Consider the following 17,435-nt stretch of genomic DNA (forward strand, 5'->3'; position numbering starts at 1 on the left):
CGGAACGACGACGCGAGGCGGAGTTCAGGCGGTGCCGGCCGCCGGCTTGATGGCCAGTTTCGGCCAGCGTGCGAGCACGGACCGGCGGATGCCCCCGGCGTCGAGTCCGGCCTCGGACAGCAACTGCTCGCGGCTGGCGTGGTGCTGGAACGCATCGGGCAGGCCGAGGTGCAGCATCGGGACGGCGATGCCCTCGGCGGCCAGCAGTTCGGCGACACCGGATCCGGCGCCGCCGGCGACCACGTTGTCCTCGAGGGTGACCAGGCCTTCGTGGGTGTTCGCCAGTTCGAGCACCAGCGCCCGGTCGAGCGGCTTGACAAAGCGCATGTTGACCACGGTCAGGCCGAGCGCCGCGCCGACTTCCGCGGCCATCGGCACCAGTGCGCCGAACGCGAGTAACGCCACGCGCGTGCCGCGCTGGCGCACCTCGGCCTTGCCGATCGGCAGCGTTTCAAGTGTCGACTGCACCGCCACCCCGGGGCCGGTGCCGCGCGGGTAGCGCACCGCTGCGGGGCCTTCGTGGTGGAAGCCGGTCGACAGCATCTTCCGGCACTCCTCCTCGTCGGCCGGCGCCATCACCACCATGTTCGGCACGCAGCGCAGGTAGCTGAGGTCGAGGTTGCCGGCATGGGTCGCGCCGTCGGGGCCGACCACGCCGCCGCGGTCGATCGCGAACAGCACGTCCAGGTCCTGCACGGCGACGTCGTGGACCAGCTGGTCGTAGCCGCGCTGCAGGAACGTCGAGTAGATCGCGACCACCGGCTTGGCGCCCTCGCAGGCCATGCCGGCGGCGAGCGTCACCGCGTGCTGCTCGGCGATGGCGACGTCGAAGTAGCGGTCCGGGTACTCCTTGCTGAAGCGCACCAGCCCGGAACCCTCGCGCATCGCCGGGGTGATGCCCAGCAGCTTCGGGTCGGCCGCGGCCATGTCGCACAGCCAGTCGCCGAACACGTCGGTATAGGTCGGCTTCTTCGCGCCCGGCTTGCTGACCATGCCCTGCGACGGGTCGAACGGACTGACCGCGTGGTAGCCGATCTGGTCGCCCTCGGCGAGCTCGTAGCCCTTGCCCTTGGTGGTGACGATGTGCAGGAGTTGCGGCCCCTTGAGGCCCTTGAGCGTCTTCAGCGCACCGAGCAGGGCGGGCAGGTCGTGCCCGTCGATCGGGCCGGTGTAATGGAAGCCGAGTTCCTCGAAGAAGGTGGACGGCACGAACATGCCTTTCCACTGTTCTTCCCAGCGTTTGACGAAGCGCGCGGGAGCACCGTGCTTGTCGCCGAGCAGCTTCTTGCCGCCTTCGCGGATGGCGTTGAGCGTGCGGCTGCCCGACAGCCGGCCGAGCATCCGGGTCACGCCGCCGACGTTCTCGGAGATCGACATCTGGTTGTCGTTGAGGATCACCAGCAGGTTCGGCTCGACGCCGTCGGGGTCGTCGCCCATGCCGCCGCCGTGGGCCAGCGCCTCGAACGCCATGCCGCCGGTGATCGCGCCATCGCCGATCACCGCCACCACCTTGCGCTCGTCGCCCGCGCGCTGCAGCGCGATCGCCATGCCCAGCGCGGCCGAGATGCTGGTCGAGCTGTGGCCGACGCCGAAGGTGTCGTACTCGGATTCCTCGCGCTTGGGGAACGGCGCGACGCCGTCCTTCTGCTTGACCGTGTGGATCGCGTCGCGGCGACCGGTCAGGATCTTGTGCGGGTAGGTCTGGTGGCCGACATCCCAGACCAGGCGGTCGACCGGGGTTTCATACAGCCAGTGCAGTGCGACGGTCAGCTCGATCACGCCGAGCCCGGCAGCGAAATGGCCACCCGACTGCGCGACCTGCTCGATCAGGTATCCGCGCAGTTCGGCGGCGATCGCGGGCAGTTCCTCTTCCGGGAACGCGCGCAGGTCGGCGGGGACGGCAATGCGGGAGAGGCGCGGATAGCGTTGCAGGTCGATCATCAATACGGCGTCGGACGGCAGTCGCCCATTGTCCCGCCGGTGTCGGGGCGGGGCAAGGCATGCGGTACGCGGGGCTTCAGCGTCCGCGCAGGCGCCCGAACAGCCCGCCGGATTTCGGCGTCTCGGCTTCGGGTTCCGGCAGGTGCTCGATATCGGCGAATCCGGTTGCCAGGCTGGCATTGACGAAGTCGGTGACGTCGGCCTCGGGCACGCCGCTGGCCTCCGCGATTTCGCCGAGCGTGGCCGGGCCCTTCATCATCGCGGTGGCGATGCGGAAGTGCTTCGGGTACTCGCGCTCGGTCTGCGGCCACTTCAGCATCTGGTAGCGCGCCTGCGGATCGAAGCCGGGCATCAGCTTGCCCTGGCCCGCGAGCAGTCCTCCGAACCAGACCAGCCGCGAAAGCGGTTGTGGCGCACCGAGCGCCGCGACCTCGGCGCTCCAGTCCTTGACCGGAACGAAGTCGCCGGCTTCCAGCGGGCTGCCGACATGGCCTGCCAGCGGCTTGAGCGCGGCCGGACCGTGGTACTGGCGCTGCGCGGTATCGAGCAGCAGTGCAACGCCGTCGCGCTCGAGCTTCAGCTGGCCCTGAACCCGGCCGGATGCCAGCCATTCGGCCAGCGTGCGCGGTTCCGGGTCGGGGATGCTGGCCGGCGCGGCGGCCTGCGGCGGCGTATGAGGCTGCATGCTCGGTGCGGCCGGCACCACCTGGGCGACGGCGGCGCTCGCGGGCTCGCGTGGGCGGGTGGTTTCCTCGGTCGAGGCGGGTGCGGCGTCGGCGGTTGCGCCGGCCTCGCCGTCGAGCGGCTGCGGTTGTTCCTCCGGCAACTGGTCCTGCGGTTCCGGCGCCGGGGTGAGGCCGGCGGGAGCGGACTGCGGGGCGATTTCGTTGAGTACCTGCAGCAGCGAATTGGCGTCGAACGGCTGGGCCAGGCGGAAATCGGCCTGGGTGCGTGGCGCCGACGTCAGGCCGATCACGGTCTTGCCGGCGGCATGCAGGCGCAGCCAACTCATCGGCCCGTACATGCTGTCCATGTCGACCGCGATGTACTCGCCCTGGGTTTCCGGAAGCAGTTGCCAGGTGCCACCGAGCCGCCGGTTGGCCTCGTCGAACGCCGTCTTCAGCGAGGTCTCCGTGGCCGGATCCATGCCTGTCAGGCCAAAAGTCAGTGACATCGTCGATTCCCCTGCTGCAGATTCCTGCCAGTTTCGGGGAGCCGACCACGGGCGTCAACGCGCGCACAGCGTCCAGACCCGGCGCGACACGGCATTCATTGATCCGGAATATGACGGTCGCGGTCAGTTCGGCGAGCGCGCGTGCTTCTTCGGCAACTGGTTCTTCAGGAACGCCATCTGGTCGGCCAGGATGTTGCGGTTGGACAGGATCAGGTGTTCGACCCAGCTCGGCCGGTAGGGCACCGCCAGCAGCGGCATGCCGGCCTGCTGGGGGGTGCGGTTGCCCTTGCGCGAGTTGCATTGGAAGCAGGCGGCAACGACGTTCTCCCACACATCGCGGCCGCCCCTGGATACCGGCAGCACGTGGTCGCGGGTCAGTTGCGGGCGATGGCATTCGCGGCCGCAGTAAAGGCACAGGTGGGCGTCGCGGGCGAACAGCGCGGTGTTGGTCAGGGCCGGGGTCGGGTCCAGCGCATGGCCGCGGGCGTGCCCGCGGGCGGCGACGATGGGGTGCAGCTGCAGCAGGCTGTGCTCGCCACTGATCCGGTTGATGCCGCCGTGCACGGTCAGGCAGGGATCGCCGAGCGTCCAGGCCACCGCGTCGCGGGCGTACAGGCAGGCGGCCTGTTGCCAGTTCATCCAGTCCAGCACGCGGCCGTGCGCGTCCAGCGACAGCAGGCGGACGGCGTTGAGTCGCTCGAGTCCGTGGCGCGGAGTGAAGGGGAGGCTCTCCGGACCGGGTCGGATCGAACCGACCGGGCTCCCGGAGTGGACCAAGCGCAATTTCGCTCTGGCGGTCTCCATTGGAAACCGAGCATATACCTCAATTGTTGCGATTTGGACCGTCTATTCGCCGAACTGTCCGGCATCCAGCGTCATCAGCGGCGCGGTCCCGCTTTCCATCGCGGCCGCGTGACCCAGCGTACGGGGCAGGATCCGGGCGAAATAGAACCGCGCGGTCTCGCGCTTGCCGGCCTTGAAACCCTCCGGCTGGCTCGAGGCCTCGCTGGCGGCCACGCTGCGCGCCCACCAGTAGGCGAGGGCGACGTAGCCCGAGTACATCAGGTAGTCGTAGGCGGCGGCGCCGACCTCGTCGGCATCGGCCACGGCGCGCTGGCCGACCTGCATGGTCAGGCGCTGCCACTCGCCGGCCTTGTCGCGCAACGGTGCGATGAATTCGGCGACCGCGGCGTTGCCGTCGTGCTCCTTGCAGAACGCCTCGACCATGCCGAGGAACACCTGCATGCCGGCGCCCTGCAACTGCATCACTTTGCGTCCGAGCAGGTCGAGCGCCTGGATGCCGGTGGTGCCTTCGTAAAGCGTGGTGATGCGCGCGTCGCGGGCGAGTTGCTCGATGCCGTGCTCGGCGATGTAGCCGTGGCCGCCGTAGCACTGCAGCGCGTGGTAGGTGCACTCCACGCCCCATTCGGTCAGGCAGGCCTTGACGATCGGGGTCATGAAGCCGAGCAGCGCGTCGGCCTGCTTGCGCTCGTCGGCATCGGGCGCGTTGTGGGCGATGTCGACCAGCAGTGCGGCGTGGTAGCCCATCAGCCGGCCGCCTTCGACCAGCGCCTTGCAGGTCAGCAGCATGCGGCGCACGTCGGGGTGGACGATGATCGGGTCGGCCGGTTTGTCGGGGAACTTCGCGCCCGACAGCGAGCGCATCTGCAGGCGCTCGCGCGAGTACGCCAGCGCGTTCTGCAGGGCGCGATCCGAGAGCCCGAGACCCTGCAGGCCGACCGCGAGGCGGGCGGTATTCATCATGGTGAACATCGCCATCAGGCCCTTGTTGGGCTGTCCGACGAGATAGCCTTGGGCGCCATCGAAGTTCAGCACGCAGGTGGCCGAGCCGTGGATGCCCATCTTGTGCTCGATGCTGCCGACGCGCACCGCATTGGCGTCGCCGACCGTTCCGTCGCGGGCGACCCGCATCTTGGGCACCACGAACAGCGAGATGCCCTTGCTGCCGGCCGGCGCATCCGGCAACCGCGCCAGCACCAGGTGGACGATGTTGTCGGTGAAGTCGTGGTCGCCGGCGGTGATGAAGATCTTGGTGCCGGTGATGTCATAGCTGCCGTCGTCGTTGGGGACGGCGCGGGTCTTCAGCAATCCGAGGTCGGTGCCGCAATGCGGTTCGGTCAGGCACATGGTGCCGGTCCAGCGGCCTTCGACCAGCGGCTTGAGGAACACCTCGCGCTGCCAGTCCTCGCCGTGGTGGATCAGCGCCTCGGTGGCGCCGTGCGACAGTAGCGGAAAGTTGCCCCAGGCCAGGTTGGCGGCGTCGATCATTTCCTTCAGCGGCACCCCGGCCGCGTGCGGCAAACCCTGGCCGCCGAACTCGGGCGCCGAGGTCAGGCCGGCCCAGCCACCGTCGACGTACTGCTCGTACGCCTGCTTGAAGCCGGGCGGGGTGGTGACCGCACCGGTGGCGGCGTCAAAGCTGCAGCCGATGCGGTCGCCGGTTTCGTTGAGCGGCGCCAGCACGGTTTCGGTGAAGCGCGCGCCTTCCTCCAGCACCGCGTCGAGTACGTCGCGTGTGGCATCGGTGAAGCCCATGCGCTGGAACCGAGCCTCGGCCCCGAGCACGTCGAACAGCACGAACCGCATGTCGCGCAACGGCGCCTTGTAACTGCTCATCGCATCACTCCAGGCAGGCCGGGGGCAGGGCTGAGCACGCTGTCGCGCTCCATCTCGAACTGGCGCTGGCGTTCCTCGTCGGGGGTCGCGGTGAGCGTGCCCTGCAATGAGTATTCGATGCTCTTTCCACCGGCAAGGGCCTGGGCGACGGCGAACTTCGCCGCGGCCGCTGGCGCCAGGGTCACCGTCACCACGTCGGCCGATTCCGGCCCGATCGTCAACGCCGGCGAGGCCAGCAACGCGCCCGCAGCGTGGTCCTCGACTTCGAGGTCGAGCCGCAATGAATCGAAGCGCATCGGGATGCTGCTGAAGTTCTCGATCCGCAGGTCGGCCGACCAGCTGCCATCGGCGCGGACGGTCAACTGCTGCAGGCGCGCGGAAGGTTCCGACACGCGACGCACCGGGCCGCTGGCACATGCCGCCAGCAACACGGCGCACGACGCCAGTCCCATCCAGATCTTCCAGTTAGCCCAGCGCCTGCGTTTCATTTCGGTTGCTCCCCGGTTCGTGGCTGCGTCAGCGAGGATACTACGGCGCATGGAGTGGCCTGTCGGGCTGGCGTCCATTGTTCGCCGTGCGGCCACGGGCCGTGTGCTAGAACCCGATGGGTCCCCGAACGGAGCGAACGGTCATGACGACGGAGCATCTCGCGGGCTGGTCCCGCCACTGGTCGTTGCGTGTACTCGGTGCGGTTGTCGCCGTGCTTGGACTGGTGCTGGCGGGAGGCGGTGGCTGGCTCATCGCACTCGGGGGTTCGTGGTACTACCTGCCGGCCGGGCTCGGGTTGCTGGTGTCCGGAGTCCAGCTGATGCGCGGGCGGCGGAGCGGGGCGTGGTGGTTCGCGGCCGTGTTCGTCGGCACCGTGCTGTGGTCGGCGTGGGAGTCGGGGCTGGACTACTGGCGCTGGATTCCGCGGCTCGGGCTGATGGTCGTGCTCGCCTTCGTGCTGGCGCTGCTGCTGCCGCGACTGCAGCCGGGTGCTTCGAAGAAGGTCGCCCGTTCGCTGGCAGTGGTGCTGGCGCTGGTTTTCGTCGGCGCGTTCGCACTGGCGTTCGTACCGCATGGCTGGTTCCGTGCGGATCAGCCCGTTCCCCAGGCCGAAGCGGCCACCTCGCCGCCGCCTGCAGCCGGTGGCGCGGGCCAGCCCAAGGACGCGCCGGCCGATGGCGACTGGGCCGCCTACGGCCGCAGCAATGCCGCGGGGCGTTATTCGCCACTCGCCCAGGTCACCCCGGACAACGTCACGCAGCTCGAACGCGCCTGGACCTATCGCACCGGCGACCTGCCGGACCACAACTGGGGCGCCGAGACCACGCCGCTGAAAGTCGGCGACACCTTGTACCTGTGCTCGGCGCGCAACATCCTGATCGCGCTCGACCCGGGCACCGGCGAGGAACGCTGGCGCTACGACCCGCGCGTCGCCGACGAGGCGATCCCGTACACCGCCGCCTGCCGTGGCGTCGCGTACTACGAAGTTCCTTCCACCACTGCCGCACCGCAAAGCTGCGCCACCCGGATCATCGAAGGCACGCTCGACGCGCGCCTGATCGCGGTCGATGCGCGCACCGGCCGGCCGTGCACCGGTTTCGGCGACAACGGCCAGGTCGACATCACCGTGGGCATGGGGCGCACGTATCCCGGGATGGTCTCGATGACCTCGGCGCCGACCATCGTGCGCGGCGTCATCGTCACCGGCCACCAGGTGCTGGACGGCCAGCACCTCGATGCGCCATCCGGCGTGATCCAGGGTTTCGACGCGATGACCGGCGAGCTGCGCTGGGCCTGGGACATGGCGCGCCCCGATATCAGCGCGCTGCCGCCGGAAGGCGAGAGCTACACCCGCGGCACGCCCAACATGTGGACGACCGCCTCGGGCGACGAGCAGCTCGGCCTGGTCTACCTGCCGATGGGCAACTCGGCCGTGGACTACCTCAGCGCCACGCGCACCGAGCGCGAGAACACCTATTCGACCTCGCTGGTTGCGCTGGACGTGGCCACCGGCAAGCCGGCGTGGCACTTCCAGACCGTGCACAAGGACGTATGGGATTACGACCTCGGCTCGCAGGCGACGCTGGTGGATTTCCCAACGCCCAACGGCGTGGTCCCGGCGCTGGTGCTGCCGAGCAAGCAGGGCGACATGTACGTACTCGATCGCCGCACCGGACAGCCACTGGTCGGCGTCGAGGAGCGGCCGGTGCCGCAGGGCGGGGTCGAGCCGGCGGAGCGTTCGCCGACCCAGCCGTTCTCGCTCTACCACACGCTGCAGAAGCCGGAACTCACCGAGCGCGACATGTGGGGGATCTCGCCGATCGACCAGCTGTCATGCCGCATCCAGTTCCACCTCGCCAGTTACGAGGGCATGTACACGCCACCGGTCGGCGACAGCCATTCGATCGAATATTCCGGCTACAACGGCGGCTCGGACTGGGGCGGCATCGCGATCGATCCGCGTCGCGGCGTGATCATCGCCAACTACAACGACATGCCCAACCACGTCGAACTGGTCTCGCGTGCGCGGGCCGACGAAATGGGCTGGGCGCCACGCAGCGAAGTCCGCGGCGACATGGGTGGCGCCGAAGGTGCCGGCGACCCGCAGGCCGGCGCGCCGTACGCGGTCGACGTCAACGCCGGCTGGCGCCAGCCCTTCACCGGGCTGCTGTGCAAGGAGCCACCCTACGGCGGCATCCGTGCGATCGACCTCGCGACCGGCAACACCCTGTGGGACCGCCCGTTCGGTACCGCCCGCGCCAACGGCCCGATGGGGATCCCGTCGCACCTGCCGATCCTGATCGGTACTCCGAACAATGGCGGCTCGGTAATCACCGCCGGCGGCCTGGTGTTCATCGCCGCGGCGACCGACAACCTGATCCGCGCGATCGACATCGAGACCGGCGAAACCGTCTGGCAGGACGTGTTGCCCGCTGGCGGGCAGGCCAGCCCGATGGTCTACGAGGCCGGCGGTCGCCAGTACCTGGTGATCATGGCCGGCGGGCACCACTTCATGGAGACCCCGATCGGCGATTACGTGATCGCCTATGCGCTGCCGGAATAGCGCGGCGCCACAAACGAAAAACCCCGCATCGGCTGGAGCCGTTGCAGGGCTTGCGTTTACCGCGATCACGACGACTGCCACCAAATGGTGGCCGGGGAGGGAATCGAACCCCCGACACGGGGATTTTCAATCCCCTGCTCTACCAACTGAGCTACCCGGCCACGATCACGGCAGGCCGTGTGAGCAGCGGGATGATACGGGGGCGGAACGGGGCTGGCAAGCGAAGCCGACGCTGAATGACGTTCCGCATGCCGGCCCTCGCCGCAGCGCAGGGGTGCATGATGGGGAAGCCGCCTGACTCAACGGAGTTGAATCATGAAAAACATCCTCTTCGCAGTCGCCGCCGTGGTCGCACTGTCCGCATGCGCGACCGGTCCGACGCTGTCGGACCAGCAGCGCCTGGCGATCCACCAGGCCCATGCCGGTGCACCGGTCAACAGCTTCAGCCATTTCGGCAGCCTGCACAGCTGGGAACCGCTCGGCGATTCGGCGCTCACGGTGTGGGTGCGCCCCCAGACCGCCTACCTGCTCACGCTGACCAGCGATTGCCCGAACCTGGAGTACGGGCATGCGATCACTCTTGGCGACCAGACGGGCACCGTGTTCGCGGGCCTGGACAACGTGATCGTGAGCGGCCAGAGCACGCCGATCCCGTGCCGGATCGAGAAGATCCAGCCACTCGATGCAAAGGCGCTCAAGGGCGCCGAGCGCGAGGCACGCGACGCGCTTCAGGCGTCTTCTGGCGGGACGTAACCGGCCGGCTTTTCGGCATCGCCGCCGAACAGGAACTTCAGCATCTCGGCTTCGAGGAAGGCGCGGTGCTGCGGGTTCATCGGTGACAGCCGGTTCTCGTTGATCAGCATGGTCTGGTGTGCCAGCCACGCGGCCCAGGCGGGCTTGCCGATGTGCGCGTACACGCGCTTGCCGGCGTCGCCGGGCCAGGGCACGAAATCGAGTCCTTCGGCTTCGCGCTTCTCGTATTCGCAATGGACGGAACGGGGCATCGGCGGGTCTCTGGGAAATCAGCTGCGGGTTTCGAGCAGGCGACGGATCGGGGCGGGAATGCCCAGTGTCGCCAGATCGGCGAACTCGACCCATCGGAGGTCGTCATTGTCGCCCACTGCATCGCTCGGGGCGACGCCGCGCCAGCGCCGCGGCGACAACTGCAGCTTGTAGTGACTGAACGCGTGGGCGATCGGCGGCAGGCCCTCGCCGTCCGCGCGGTCGCCGCGCAGGTGGCGTTCGAGCCAGTCATTGGCGGCGGCCTCGTCATCGGCCTGCGGCAGCGTCCACAGCGAGGCCCAGATGCCGACCGGCGGACGCCGTTGGAGCAGCACGCGGCCATTGTCGTCCTCCAGCCAGAGCACCTGTGCGTGGCGCTGCGGGATGGCCTTGCCGGGGCGGGGCGTCGGCAGTTCGGCGCAGCGACCCTGGTGATAGGCGACGCAATCGGCCTGCAGCGGGCACGACGTGCAGGCGGGGTCGGAGCGGGTGCAAAGGGTGGCGCCGAGGTCCATCTGGGCCTGGGTGTAGTCGGCCATGCGGGCGTCGGGCAGGTGGCTTTTGGCTAGTGCCCAGAGTTGCTTCTCGACTGGCGCCGTGCCGGGCCAGCCATCGACGCCGTGGTAACGCGCGAGCACGCGCTTGACGTTGCCGTCGAGGATCGCGTGGCGGTCGCCCCACGATTGCGAGGCGATCGCCGCGGCGGTGCTGCGGCCGATGCCGGGCAGGGCGACCAGCGCATCGATGTCGCGCGGCAGTTCGCCGCCGTGCAGCTCCACGCAGGTCCGGGCGGCGGCGTGCAGGTTGCGCGCGCGGGCGTAGTAGCCGAGCCCCGACCACAGCGCCAGCACGTCGTCGAGTGGCGCGGCGGCGAGCGCGGGCAGGTCGGGAAGCGCGCGGACGAAGCGTTCGAAATACGGCGCCGCGGTCCTGACCTGGGTCTGCTGCAGCATGATTTCCGACAGCCAGACGCGGTATGGCGTGCGCGGATGCTGCCAAGGCAGGTCGTGGCGGCCGTGGTGGTCGAACCAGGCGAGCAGGCGGGCGGCGAAAGTGTCGCCGCCGGTCGGTTCCGGGTGCGGAGCGGGGCGTGCGTTCATGGCGCATCCACGCCATCGTCGAACTCGATCTCGACGCCTTCCAGGGTCGCGCCGGAAATCTCCAGTCGGGGCGCCACGAGGGTGCCGTCCAGCGGTGGCAGCGGCGTGCCCGTGGCGAGCTGGTCGAGCCAGTCCAGGATCCGTGGCAGGTGGAACCGTGCGTCGAACCGGGTCGCGTCGCGCCGGAGCCGCAGCGCGGTGGCGCCGGAAAGGTTCGCCGCGCCGCGGTAGTCGAGGACGAACGGCAGCGGTGAATCCGATTGCCCGAGCGGTGGCGGCAGCGTCGGCCACGCCGATGGCCACTGCTGGATGACGCCGTCGAGTCGCAGGGCGAGCAGGTGCTGCCAGGACAGCCGGCCGTGCGCATTGAAATCCGGGATCAGGCCATCGCCGCGCAGTACCGCGCCCAATGGCGCGATCGCGAACCGGCCGTCGTGGTATCGCAACGGGCCGGCAAGCCCGTACACGAATGGCAGTTCCTGACCTCCGCCGAGGTAGCGCGAGTTGGCACCGAGCCTGAAATCGTCGAGGCCGAACCCGTCGTCGCCATCGTGCAGCCGCCCGGACAGCCGCAGCCGCATCGGCATGCGCCACTCCGGCGTGACCACCGTGGCAATGCCCGCCGCGCCCAATCCCGCATCCAGCGATGGACGGGTCAGGGCGACCTGCAGATCGAGCGGCACCGTCGTATCGCCATTGACGAAACGTCCGCCGACGCGCGCGGCCAGCTTTGCGTCGGGAGCCAGCGAGGGCAGTTCGACGCCGAGCCGGTCGATCGACCAGCCTTCGCCGACCACCTCGCCGCGCGCGATCCGCAGGCCATCGGTCAGCGTCGGGATACGGATCTCGCCGCCCGGCGGTCGGGTGTCCTGCCAGCGCTGCAGCGCGGCGAGGTCCAGTCGAGGCGCGTCGAGCTCCACCCGGCGCACGGTCAGGTCGGCAGCACCGCCGCCGGAACCCACCGCGCGCAGCGTCGCCCACGGCACCGACAGGTAGACACGGCCGGCGGTGAGCAGTGGAGTTCCAGCGCCGGGTTGGCGCACCACCAGCCCACGCACCACCAGCCCCGGCGTGCCGCGCAGGTTGTACTCGCTGGCGCCGCTGCTGGTTATTTCCAGGCCCAGCGCGGCGCCGACGCGATCGAGGATCAGTCCCGCGACCTGGCTTGGCCGGGTCATCCAGTGCAGGCTCAGCGCGAACATCAACAGCAGGGCTGCGCCGGCGCCCTTGGCGATGGTCCGGCGCCAGCGGCGACGCTCCTGCCGCGGTGATTCGGTCGGTTCGGGCGTGGCGGCCACGCGTGCCGGCTCCGGGCGCTACGCGCCGAGCGACGGCGGCAGCAGCGCGTCGACGAACGCCCCGGCATCGAACACGCGCAGGTCCTCGGGCCGCTCGCCGATGCCGGCGAAGCGGATCGGGATGCCGAACTCGCGGGCCAGCGCGAACACCACGCCGCCCTTGGCGGTACCGTCGAGCTTGGTCACCACCAGGCCGGTCACGCCGACCGCGGCATGGAACTGGCGCAGCTGCGACAGCGCGTTCTGGCCGGTGGTGCCATCGATCACCATCAACACTTCGTGCGGTGCCGCCGGGTCGAGTTTCTGGATGACCCGCTTGATCTTGCCCAGCTCCGCCATCAGGCCCTGCTGGGTGTGCAGGCGGCCGGCGGTGTCGGCGATCAGCACCTCGATACCGCGCGCCTTGGCGGCCTGCAGCGCGTCGAACGCGACCGAGGCCGCGTCCGCGTTCTGTCCCTGCGCCACCACGGGCACACCGTTGCGCTCGCCCCAGGCCTGCAGCTGCGCGACCGCGGCGGCGCGGAAGGTGTCGCCGGCGGCCAGCATCAACGACCGGTTCTCGTCCTTGAAGCGCTTGGCCAGCTTGCCGATGGTGGTGGTCTTGCCGACGCCGTTGACGCCGACGGTCAGCAGCACGAATGGTTTGGCGGCGGGGTCGATCACCAGCGGCACCGCGACCGGTTCGAGCAATGCCAGCAGGTCGTGGCGCAGTGCGTCGAGCAGCGCGCGGGCATCGGCGAACTCGCGCGCCTTCATGCGCCTGCGCAGCACTTCGACCAGGTCGGTGGTCGCGGCGACGCCGACATCGGCGGTGATCAGGGCGGTCTCGATCTCGTCCAGCAGGTCGTCGTCGAGTTTCGGGTTGCGCGAGAACACGCCGCCGAAGCTGCGTGCGAACAGGCTGCCAGCAAGGCGCTCGCGCCAACCGGTCTTGTTGGTGGGTGCGGACGCTGGTGGCGACGGCTTGTCGACGGAGGCGGGTGAGGCCGGGGCAGGGGAGGCCAGGGGCTCGACCGGGATCGGGTCGAACTCGATCGGTTCCGGAACCGGCATTTTGCTTTGAACCGGCTCTACCGCCGCTGGCGCTGACGCCGACGGAGACGGCGCGACGATGTCGGCCGTGTCGGCCTCGGCTTCAAGCGCCGCAGCCACGATTTCGACCGGGATCGGCTCTTCGACGATGGCCGGCGGATTGCCTTCGGTCTCGATGGCCGCGGCCGTCTTGCCGTCCGCCGCCCGGTCCGGCGCATCGGATTCGTCGGCCTGCGGAAACGCGGCCGCCAGTTCCTCGGTGCTGTAGCGCCGCTCGGAAGGGCTCGAGTCGGGCTTTTCAGGCTTCTTGCGGCGGAAAAAACTGACCATCGAGTGAGGCGCTCGGAAACATGTTGGACAATGCGCGCATGCTAGCACTGGCCCCGGAGCCGACCCGATGAGCAAACCCGCGCCAGGCGCGTCGCTGAAAGGCCGTGGCGGCAGCGCCGGAGCGTCCGGCCAGGTACGCCTGATCGGCGGACGCTGGCGCGGCAGCAAGCTGCCGGTGGCCGACTTGCCCGGCCTGCGGCCGACCTCCGACCGCGTCCGCGAAACCCTGTTCAACTGGCTCTCGCCGGCGTTGCCGGGCGCGCGCGTACTCGACCTGTTCGCGGGCAGCGGGGCGCTGGGGCTTGAGGCGCTGTCCCGCGGCGCGGCAGCGGCGGTGCTGGTCGAGCGCGAATCCGTACTGGCGGCACGATTGCAGGAAACCACCCGTCGCCTGCCCGGCGGCGAGGCCGCCAGCGTGGTCCAGGCCGACGCGCTCGCGTGGCTTCCGGCGCAGCCGCGGTCGACCTTCGACATCGCCTTCGTCGACCCGCCATTCGCGGCCGGCCTGTGGGACAAGGTGCTGCCGGCGCTGGAGCCGCTGCTCGCCGACGACGCCTGGCTCTACATCGAGGCGCCCCTGACCGAACCTGTTGCCGTCCCGGCGGGCTGGACCGTGCATCGCGAAGGCCGTACCCGCGAAGTCCGCTACGCCCTGCATCGGCGTGTACGGCAGCCGCCGGAACCCGCCGCTGATACACTCGGCGGCGACCCGGCAGGCCTGGATGCCCGCCCCAACGAGCCCTTGACCGAATGACCCCGGCCCGCACCCGCATTGCTGTCTATCCCGGCACGTTCGACCCGATCACCAACGGTCATGTCGACCTGGTGGATCGTGCGGCCCGGCTGTTCGACCGACTCATCCTGGGTGTCGCCGAAAGCCCCGCCAAGCGCCCGGCGCTGCCGCTGGACCTGCGGGTGAGGCTCGCGCGCGATGCGGTCGCCCACCACCCGCATGTCGAGGTGATCGGCTTCGATTCGCTGCTTGCCCATTTCGTCGCCGAAGTCGGCGCCGGGGTGCTGCTGCGCGGCCTGCGCGCGGTGTCGGACTTCGAATACGAGTTCCAGCTGGCGAGCATGAATCGCCACCTCATCCCCGAGGTCGAGACGCTGTTCCTGACCCCGGCCGAGCAATACGGCTTCATTTCCTCATCGCTGGTACGCGAGATATCCCGCCTTGGCGGCGACGTCTCGGGCTTCGTGCCTCCGGCGGTGGCCGACGCGCTGCAGGCACAATGGCAGCGCACCCTTGCATGACCTTCCAGACAACACGGGGAAACTTATGAACACCACCACGCGCCTGCTGATGATCGCCCTGCTTTCGATGCCACTGCTCGCGGCCTGCCAGAAGGAAGAGGCGCCCGCCGAAGACGCCACCGCAGTGGCCGCGCCGCTGACCCGTCCGGCCACCAACGACGATGGCGAGTGGGGCGCGTACCTGTCCGACGTGGTCACCCGCAACATGGGCGACATCACCCGCAGCCCGTACCTGTACTACCTGCCCGGTTCCGACAGCGCCGGCTTCGAAGGCGCCCGCGCGCGCCTGCAGGAAGAGGTCGAGATCGCCATGCAGCGCGGCATCGTCGAGGGCAACCTGATCGCATTCGGCTCGCCCGAGTCGGCGATGATGGCCGACATCATCGTGGGCGCCTTCGCCAAGGTCGATCCGGGTTCGATGGACGGCGTGCGCCTGCTGTTCATCGGTGATGCGGCCGACAACGAGCGGGTCGAGGCGGCGGTCGCACCGGCCGGCGTCGTGTACCAGTTCATCGAGGCCAAGTGACGAACCGGGCCGCGTCCCTTCCGCGGGCGCGGCCTTGCCGGCTCATCCCCGCCCCACGGGCGGGGACTGTGTAAATCCATGTCCCTCAAGATCAACGAGCTTTGCGTCAACTGCGATGTCTGCGAGCCGGCTTGTCCGAACCAGGCGATTACGCAGGGCGAAACCATCTACGTGATCGACCCGGCGCGCTGCACCGAATGCGTCGGCCATTTCGATGAACCGCAATGTGTGGTGGTCTGTCCGGTCGAATGCATCGACCCGGATCCCGACCTCCCCGAATCCCACGACCAGTTGCTGGCGAAGTTGATGCGGCTGCAACAAGGTTGACTGCAACCATAGGAGCATCCGATGCGCATTGAGCTGCGAACGATCCTGCTGGGCGGCCTGCTGGCTTCCACCGTGCTTCCGGGCTGCGCGACATCGTCGCCCGCGCCCGATGCCGCACCGGCCGCTGCGAGTCCGTCGGACAACGCGACCCCGCCGGGCACCGCGATCGCCAGCGCGCACGGGCTTGCAACGGAAGCCGGGCTGGAGACGATCCGTGCCGGCGGCAATGCGTTCGACGCGGCGATCGCGGTGTCGTCGACGTTGTCGGTGGTCGAGCCGATCGGCTCCGGACTGGGCGGCGGCGGGTTCTTCCTGCTGCACGAGGCCGGCAGCGGCGAAGAGGTGTTCCTCGACGCGCGCGAAATCGCCCCGGCTGCGGCGACGCCGGAGGCCTATCTCGACGAAAACGGTGACCTGGATCGCGACCGCGCGACCAACGGCCCGTGGTCGGCTGGCATCCCCGGGTTGCCCGCGGCGCTGGTCATGCTGGCACGCGACTACGGCAAGCTGCCGCTGTCGACCTCGCTGGCGCCGGCGATCCGGATCGCCCGTGACGGGTTCCCGGTCTACGGGCGGCTGGAGCGGGGTTACGCCCGCCGCGCCGAGGTGATGGAGCGTTACCGCGGCACCCGCGAGGTGTTCCTGGCCGACGGCGACCCGCCGCAGGTCGGTGAAGTGCTGAAGCAGCCCGACCTCGCCCGCACCCTCGGGTTGCTGGCCGAGAAGGGCTTCGACGGTTTCTACAAGGGCGACGTCGCCGACAAGCTGCTGGCGTCGGTCGAAGAGGAGGGCGGCCACTGGACCGCCGCCGAGCTGGCCGGTTACGAAGTCCGCAAGCGCGAGCCGATCGAGTTCGACTACGGCGACTGGCACATCGTCACCGCGCCGCCGCCGTCATCGGGCGGCGTTGCGCTGGCGGAAATGCTGCAGATCCTGGAACCCTGGGACCTGGCCGCGCTGGACGACGCCAAGCGCACCCACCTGATCGTCGAGGCCATGCGCCGCGCCTACCGCGACCGCACGATCTACCTCGGCGATCCGGACTTCGTCGAGATGCCGCTGCAGATGCTGACCGCTCCGGCGTATGCCGCCGGCCTGCGCGCGACCATCCACCCGGACAAGGCGACCCCGAGCGACCTGCTGTCCGGCCAGCCGGTACCGCTGGAGGATGACGAGACCACCCACTTCTCGATCATCGACGGCGACGGCAACCGTGTCTCCGCGACCCAGACCGTCAACCTGACCTACGGCTCGGGCCTGGTCGCGCCCGGCACCGGGGTGATCCTCAACAACGAGATGGACGACTTCGCGCTCAAGCCGGGTACGCCGAACGCGTTCGGCGTGATGGGCTTCGATGCCAACGCGGTCGAGGCGGGCAAGCGCATGCTGAGCTCGATGACGCCGACGATCATCGAGTCCGACGATGCCGTCGCGATCCTCGGCGCCCCGGGTGGCAGCCGGATCATCACCGAAGTGCTGCTCGGCATCCTCGGTTACGACGCCGGCCTCGATGCACAGCAGGTCGCCGCGTTGCCGCGCATCCACCACCAGTGGATGCCCGACGCCATCGCGGCCGAACCGGACGCGCTCGACGCCGACACCATCAAGTCGCTTGAAGCCATGGGCCACACCGTCAACGCCGGTGAAGGCACCTGGGGCAACCTGCAGACGGTGGAGTGGGACAAGCGCAGCGACAAACTGTCCGGCGGTACCGACCCGCGCAACCCGGTGGGGACGACGGACGTGTTGCTGGAGGACTGAC

At 69.3% G+C, this 17,435-nt stretch carries 16 protein-coding genes and 1 tRNA gene; 7 read left to right on the forward strand and 10 right to left on the reverse strand.

Annotated features, from left to right (window positions below; translation table 11 throughout):
• Positions 1 to 24: 24 nt before the first annotated feature.
• The 5 genes from dxs to ACT9AS_RS09605 all read right to left on the reverse strand — a co-directional run bounded on the left by dxs (position 25) and on the right by ACT9AS_RS09605 (position 6,240).
• Entirely contained in the window at positions 25 to 1,941 is a 1,917-nt protein-coding gene (gene dxs, locus ACT9AS_RS09585; RefSeq protein ID WP_445099913.1) for a 1-deoxy-D-xylulose-5-phosphate synthase, read from the reverse strand.
• 76 nt (positions 1,942 to 2,017) lie between these two features.
• Entirely contained in the window at positions 2,018 to 3,115 is a 1,098-nt protein-coding gene (locus tag ACT9AS_RS09590) for a hypothetical protein (RefSeq protein ID WP_445099914.1), read from the reverse strand.
• Between the two features lie 123 nt (positions 3,116 to 3,238).
• A complete protein-coding gene (locus ACT9AS_RS09595; RefSeq protein WP_445099915.1) occupies positions 3,239 to 3,919 on the reverse strand; it encodes an HNH endonuclease in 681 nt (226 codons plus the stop codon).
• A 42-nt stretch (positions 3,920 to 3,961) separates the two neighbouring features.
• Positions 3,962 to 5,752, reverse strand: coding sequence for an acyl-CoA dehydrogenase C-terminal domain-containing protein (locus ACT9AS_RS09600; RefSeq protein ID WP_445099916.1), 1,791 nt, complete (start codon positions 5,750 to 5,752; stop codon positions 3,962 to 3,964).
• The gene (locus tag ACT9AS_RS09605) at positions 5,749 to 6,240 is read right to left on the reverse strand and encodes an LEA type 2 family protein (protein ID WP_445099917.1); all 492 of its coding nucleotides are present in this window, start codon (positions 6,238 to 6,240) and stop codon (positions 5,749 to 5,751) included. Before ACT9AS_RS09605 ends, ACT9AS_RS09600 begins: the two co-directional genes overlap by 4 nt.
• Before the next feature lie 143 nt (positions 6,241 to 6,383).
• On the opposite strand from ACT9AS_RS09605, the gene ACT9AS_RS09610 reads away from it, so the two are divergent.
• A complete protein-coding gene (locus tag ACT9AS_RS09610) occupies positions 6,384 to 8,804 on the forward strand; it encodes a membrane-bound PQQ-dependent dehydrogenase, glucose/quinate/shikimate family (protein ID WP_445099918.1) in 2,421 nt (806 codons plus the stop codon).
• A gap of 85 nt (positions 8,805 to 8,889) precedes the next feature.
• On the opposite strand, the gene ACT9AS_RS09615 is transcribed toward ACT9AS_RS09610, so the two are convergent.
• Positions 8,890 to 8,965 (reverse strand) — tRNA-Phe (locus ACT9AS_RS09615).
• A 154-nt stretch (positions 8,966 to 9,119) separates the two neighbouring features.
• On the opposite strand from ACT9AS_RS09615, the gene ACT9AS_RS09620 reads away from it, so the two are divergent.
• The gene (locus ACT9AS_RS09620; RefSeq protein ID WP_445099919.1) at positions 9,120 to 9,557 is read left to right on the forward strand and encodes a DUF6491 family protein; all 438 of its coding nucleotides are present in this window, start codon (positions 9,120 to 9,122) and stop codon (positions 9,555 to 9,557) included.
• Here the strand turns inward: ACT9AS_RS09620 and ACT9AS_RS09625 are convergent.
• Genes ACT9AS_RS09625 through ftsY form a run of 4 tightly spaced genes read right to left on the reverse strand, consistent with a single transcriptional unit; the run spans position 9,533 to position 13,566 of the window.
• A complete protein-coding gene (locus ACT9AS_RS09625; protein ID WP_445099920.1) occupies positions 9,533 to 9,808 on the reverse strand; it encodes an oxidative damage protection protein in 276 nt (91 codons plus the stop codon). The genes ACT9AS_RS09620 and ACT9AS_RS09625 overlap by 25 nt on opposite strands.
• A gap of 18 nt (positions 9,809 to 9,826) precedes the next feature.
• Entirely contained in the window at positions 9,827 to 10,906 is a 1,080-nt protein-coding gene (mutY, locus tag ACT9AS_RS09630) for an A/G-specific adenine glycosylase (protein ID WP_445099921.1), read from the reverse strand.
• Positions 10,903 to 12,204: a hypothetical protein gene (locus tag ACT9AS_RS09635; RefSeq protein WP_445099922.1), complete on the reverse strand. Its 1,302-nt coding sequence runs from the start codon at positions 12,202 to 12,204 to the stop codon at positions 10,903 to 10,905. The genes mutY and ACT9AS_RS09635 overlap by 4 nt, the downstream gene beginning before the upstream one ends.
• Before the next feature lie 18 nt (positions 12,205 to 12,222).
• The gene (gene ftsY, locus ACT9AS_RS09640) at positions 12,223 to 13,566 is read right to left on the reverse strand and encodes a signal recognition particle-docking protein FtsY (RefSeq protein ID WP_445099923.1); all 1,344 of its coding nucleotides are present in this window, start codon (positions 13,564 to 13,566) and stop codon (positions 12,223 to 12,225) included.
• A gap of 67 nt (positions 13,567 to 13,633) precedes the next feature.
• On the opposite strand from ftsY, the gene rsmD reads away from it, so the two are divergent.
• From rsmD to ggt, 5 genes are all read left to right on the forward strand, one after another.
• Positions 13,634 to 14,320, forward strand: a complete 687-nt coding sequence (gene rsmD, locus ACT9AS_RS09645; protein WP_445099924.1) for a 16S rRNA (guanine(966)-N(2))-methyltransferase RsmD — start codon at positions 13,634 to 13,636, stop codon at positions 14,318 to 14,320.
• Positions 14,317 to 14,820 (forward strand): pantetheine-phosphate adenylyltransferase, encoded by a 504-nt coding sequence (gene coaD / locus ACT9AS_RS09650; protein ID WP_445099925.1) that lies wholly within the window; start codon positions 14,317 to 14,319, stop codon positions 14,818 to 14,820. Before rsmD ends, coaD begins: the two co-directional genes overlap by 4 nt.
• A gap of 25 nt (positions 14,821 to 14,845) precedes the next feature.
• On the forward strand, positions 14,846 to 15,346 hold the full coding sequence (locus tag ACT9AS_RS09655) for a hypothetical protein (protein WP_445099926.1): 501 nt from the start codon (positions 14,846 to 14,848) through the stop codon (positions 15,344 to 15,346).
• A gap of 78 nt (positions 15,347 to 15,424) precedes the next feature.
• Entirely contained in the window at positions 15,425 to 15,673 is a 249-nt protein-coding gene (locus ACT9AS_RS09660) for a YfhL family 4Fe-4S dicluster ferredoxin (protein ID WP_445099927.1), read from the forward strand.
• Between the two features lie 21 nt (positions 15,674 to 15,694).
• The gene (ggt, locus tag ACT9AS_RS09665) at positions 15,695 to 17,434 is read left to right on the forward strand and encodes a gamma-glutamyltransferase (protein WP_445099928.1); all 1,740 of its coding nucleotides are present in this window, start codon (positions 15,695 to 15,697) and stop codon (positions 17,432 to 17,434) included.
• Position 17,435: the final 1 nt, after the last annotated feature.

This window comes from Lysobacter sp. F60174L2, from assembly GCF_052547135.1.

Excerpts from the sequence above, each read along its gene's own strand:
- dxs (WP_445099913.1), bottom strand. The coding sequence starts at position 1,941 with ATGATCGACCTGCAACGCTATCCGCGCCTCTCCCGCATTGCCGTCCCC.
- ACT9AS_RS09590 (WP_445099914.1), bottom strand. The coding sequence starts at position 3,115 with ATGTCACTGACTTTTGGCCTGACAGGCATGGATCCGGCCACGGAGACC.
- ACT9AS_RS09595 (WP_445099915.1), bottom strand. The coding sequence starts at position 3,919 with ATGGAGACCGCCAGAGCGAAATTGCGCTTGGTCCACTCCGGGAGCCCG.
- ACT9AS_RS09600 (WP_445099916.1), bottom strand. The coding sequence starts at position 5,752 with ATGAGCAGTTACAAGGCGCCGTTGCGCGACATGCGGTTCGTGCTGTTC.
- ACT9AS_RS09605 (WP_445099917.1), bottom strand. The coding sequence starts at position 6,240 with ATGAAACGCAGGCGCTGGGCTAACTGGAAGATCTGGATGGGACTGGCG.
- ACT9AS_RS09610 (WP_445099918.1), top strand. The coding sequence starts at position 6,384 with ATGACGACGGAGCATCTCGCGGGCTGGTCCCGCCACTGGTCGTTGCGT.
- ACT9AS_RS09620 (WP_445099919.1), top strand. The coding sequence starts at position 9,120 with ATGAAAAACATCCTCTTCGCAGTCGCCGCCGTGGTCGCACTGTCCGCA.
- ACT9AS_RS09625 (WP_445099920.1), bottom strand. The coding sequence starts at position 9,808 with ATGCCCCGTTCCGTCCATTGCGAATACGAGAAGCGCGAAGCCGAAGGA.
- mutY (WP_445099921.1), bottom strand. The coding sequence starts at position 10,906 with ATGAACGCACGCCCCGCTCCGCACCCGGAACCGACCGGCGGCGACACT.
- ftsY (WP_445099923.1), bottom strand. The coding sequence starts at position 13,566 with ATGGTCAGTTTTTTCCGCCGCAAGAAGCCTGAAAAGCCCGACTCGAGC.
- rsmD (WP_445099924.1), top strand. The coding sequence starts at position 13,634 with ATGAGCAAACCCGCGCCAGGCGCGTCGCTGAAAGGCCGTGGCGGCAGC.
- coaD (WP_445099925.1), top strand. The coding sequence starts at position 14,317 with ATGACCCCGGCCCGCACCCGCATTGCTGTCTATCCCGGCACGTTCGAC.
- ACT9AS_RS09655 (WP_445099926.1), top strand. The coding sequence starts at position 14,846 with ATGAACACCACCACGCGCCTGCTGATGATCGCCCTGCTTTCGATGCCA.
- ACT9AS_RS09660 (WP_445099927.1), top strand. The coding sequence starts at position 15,425 with ATGTCCCTCAAGATCAACGAGCTTTGCGTCAACTGCGATGTCTGCGAG.
- ggt (WP_445099928.1), top strand. The coding sequence starts at position 15,695 with ATGCGCATTGAGCTGCGAACGATCCTGCTGGGCGGCCTGCTGGCTTCC.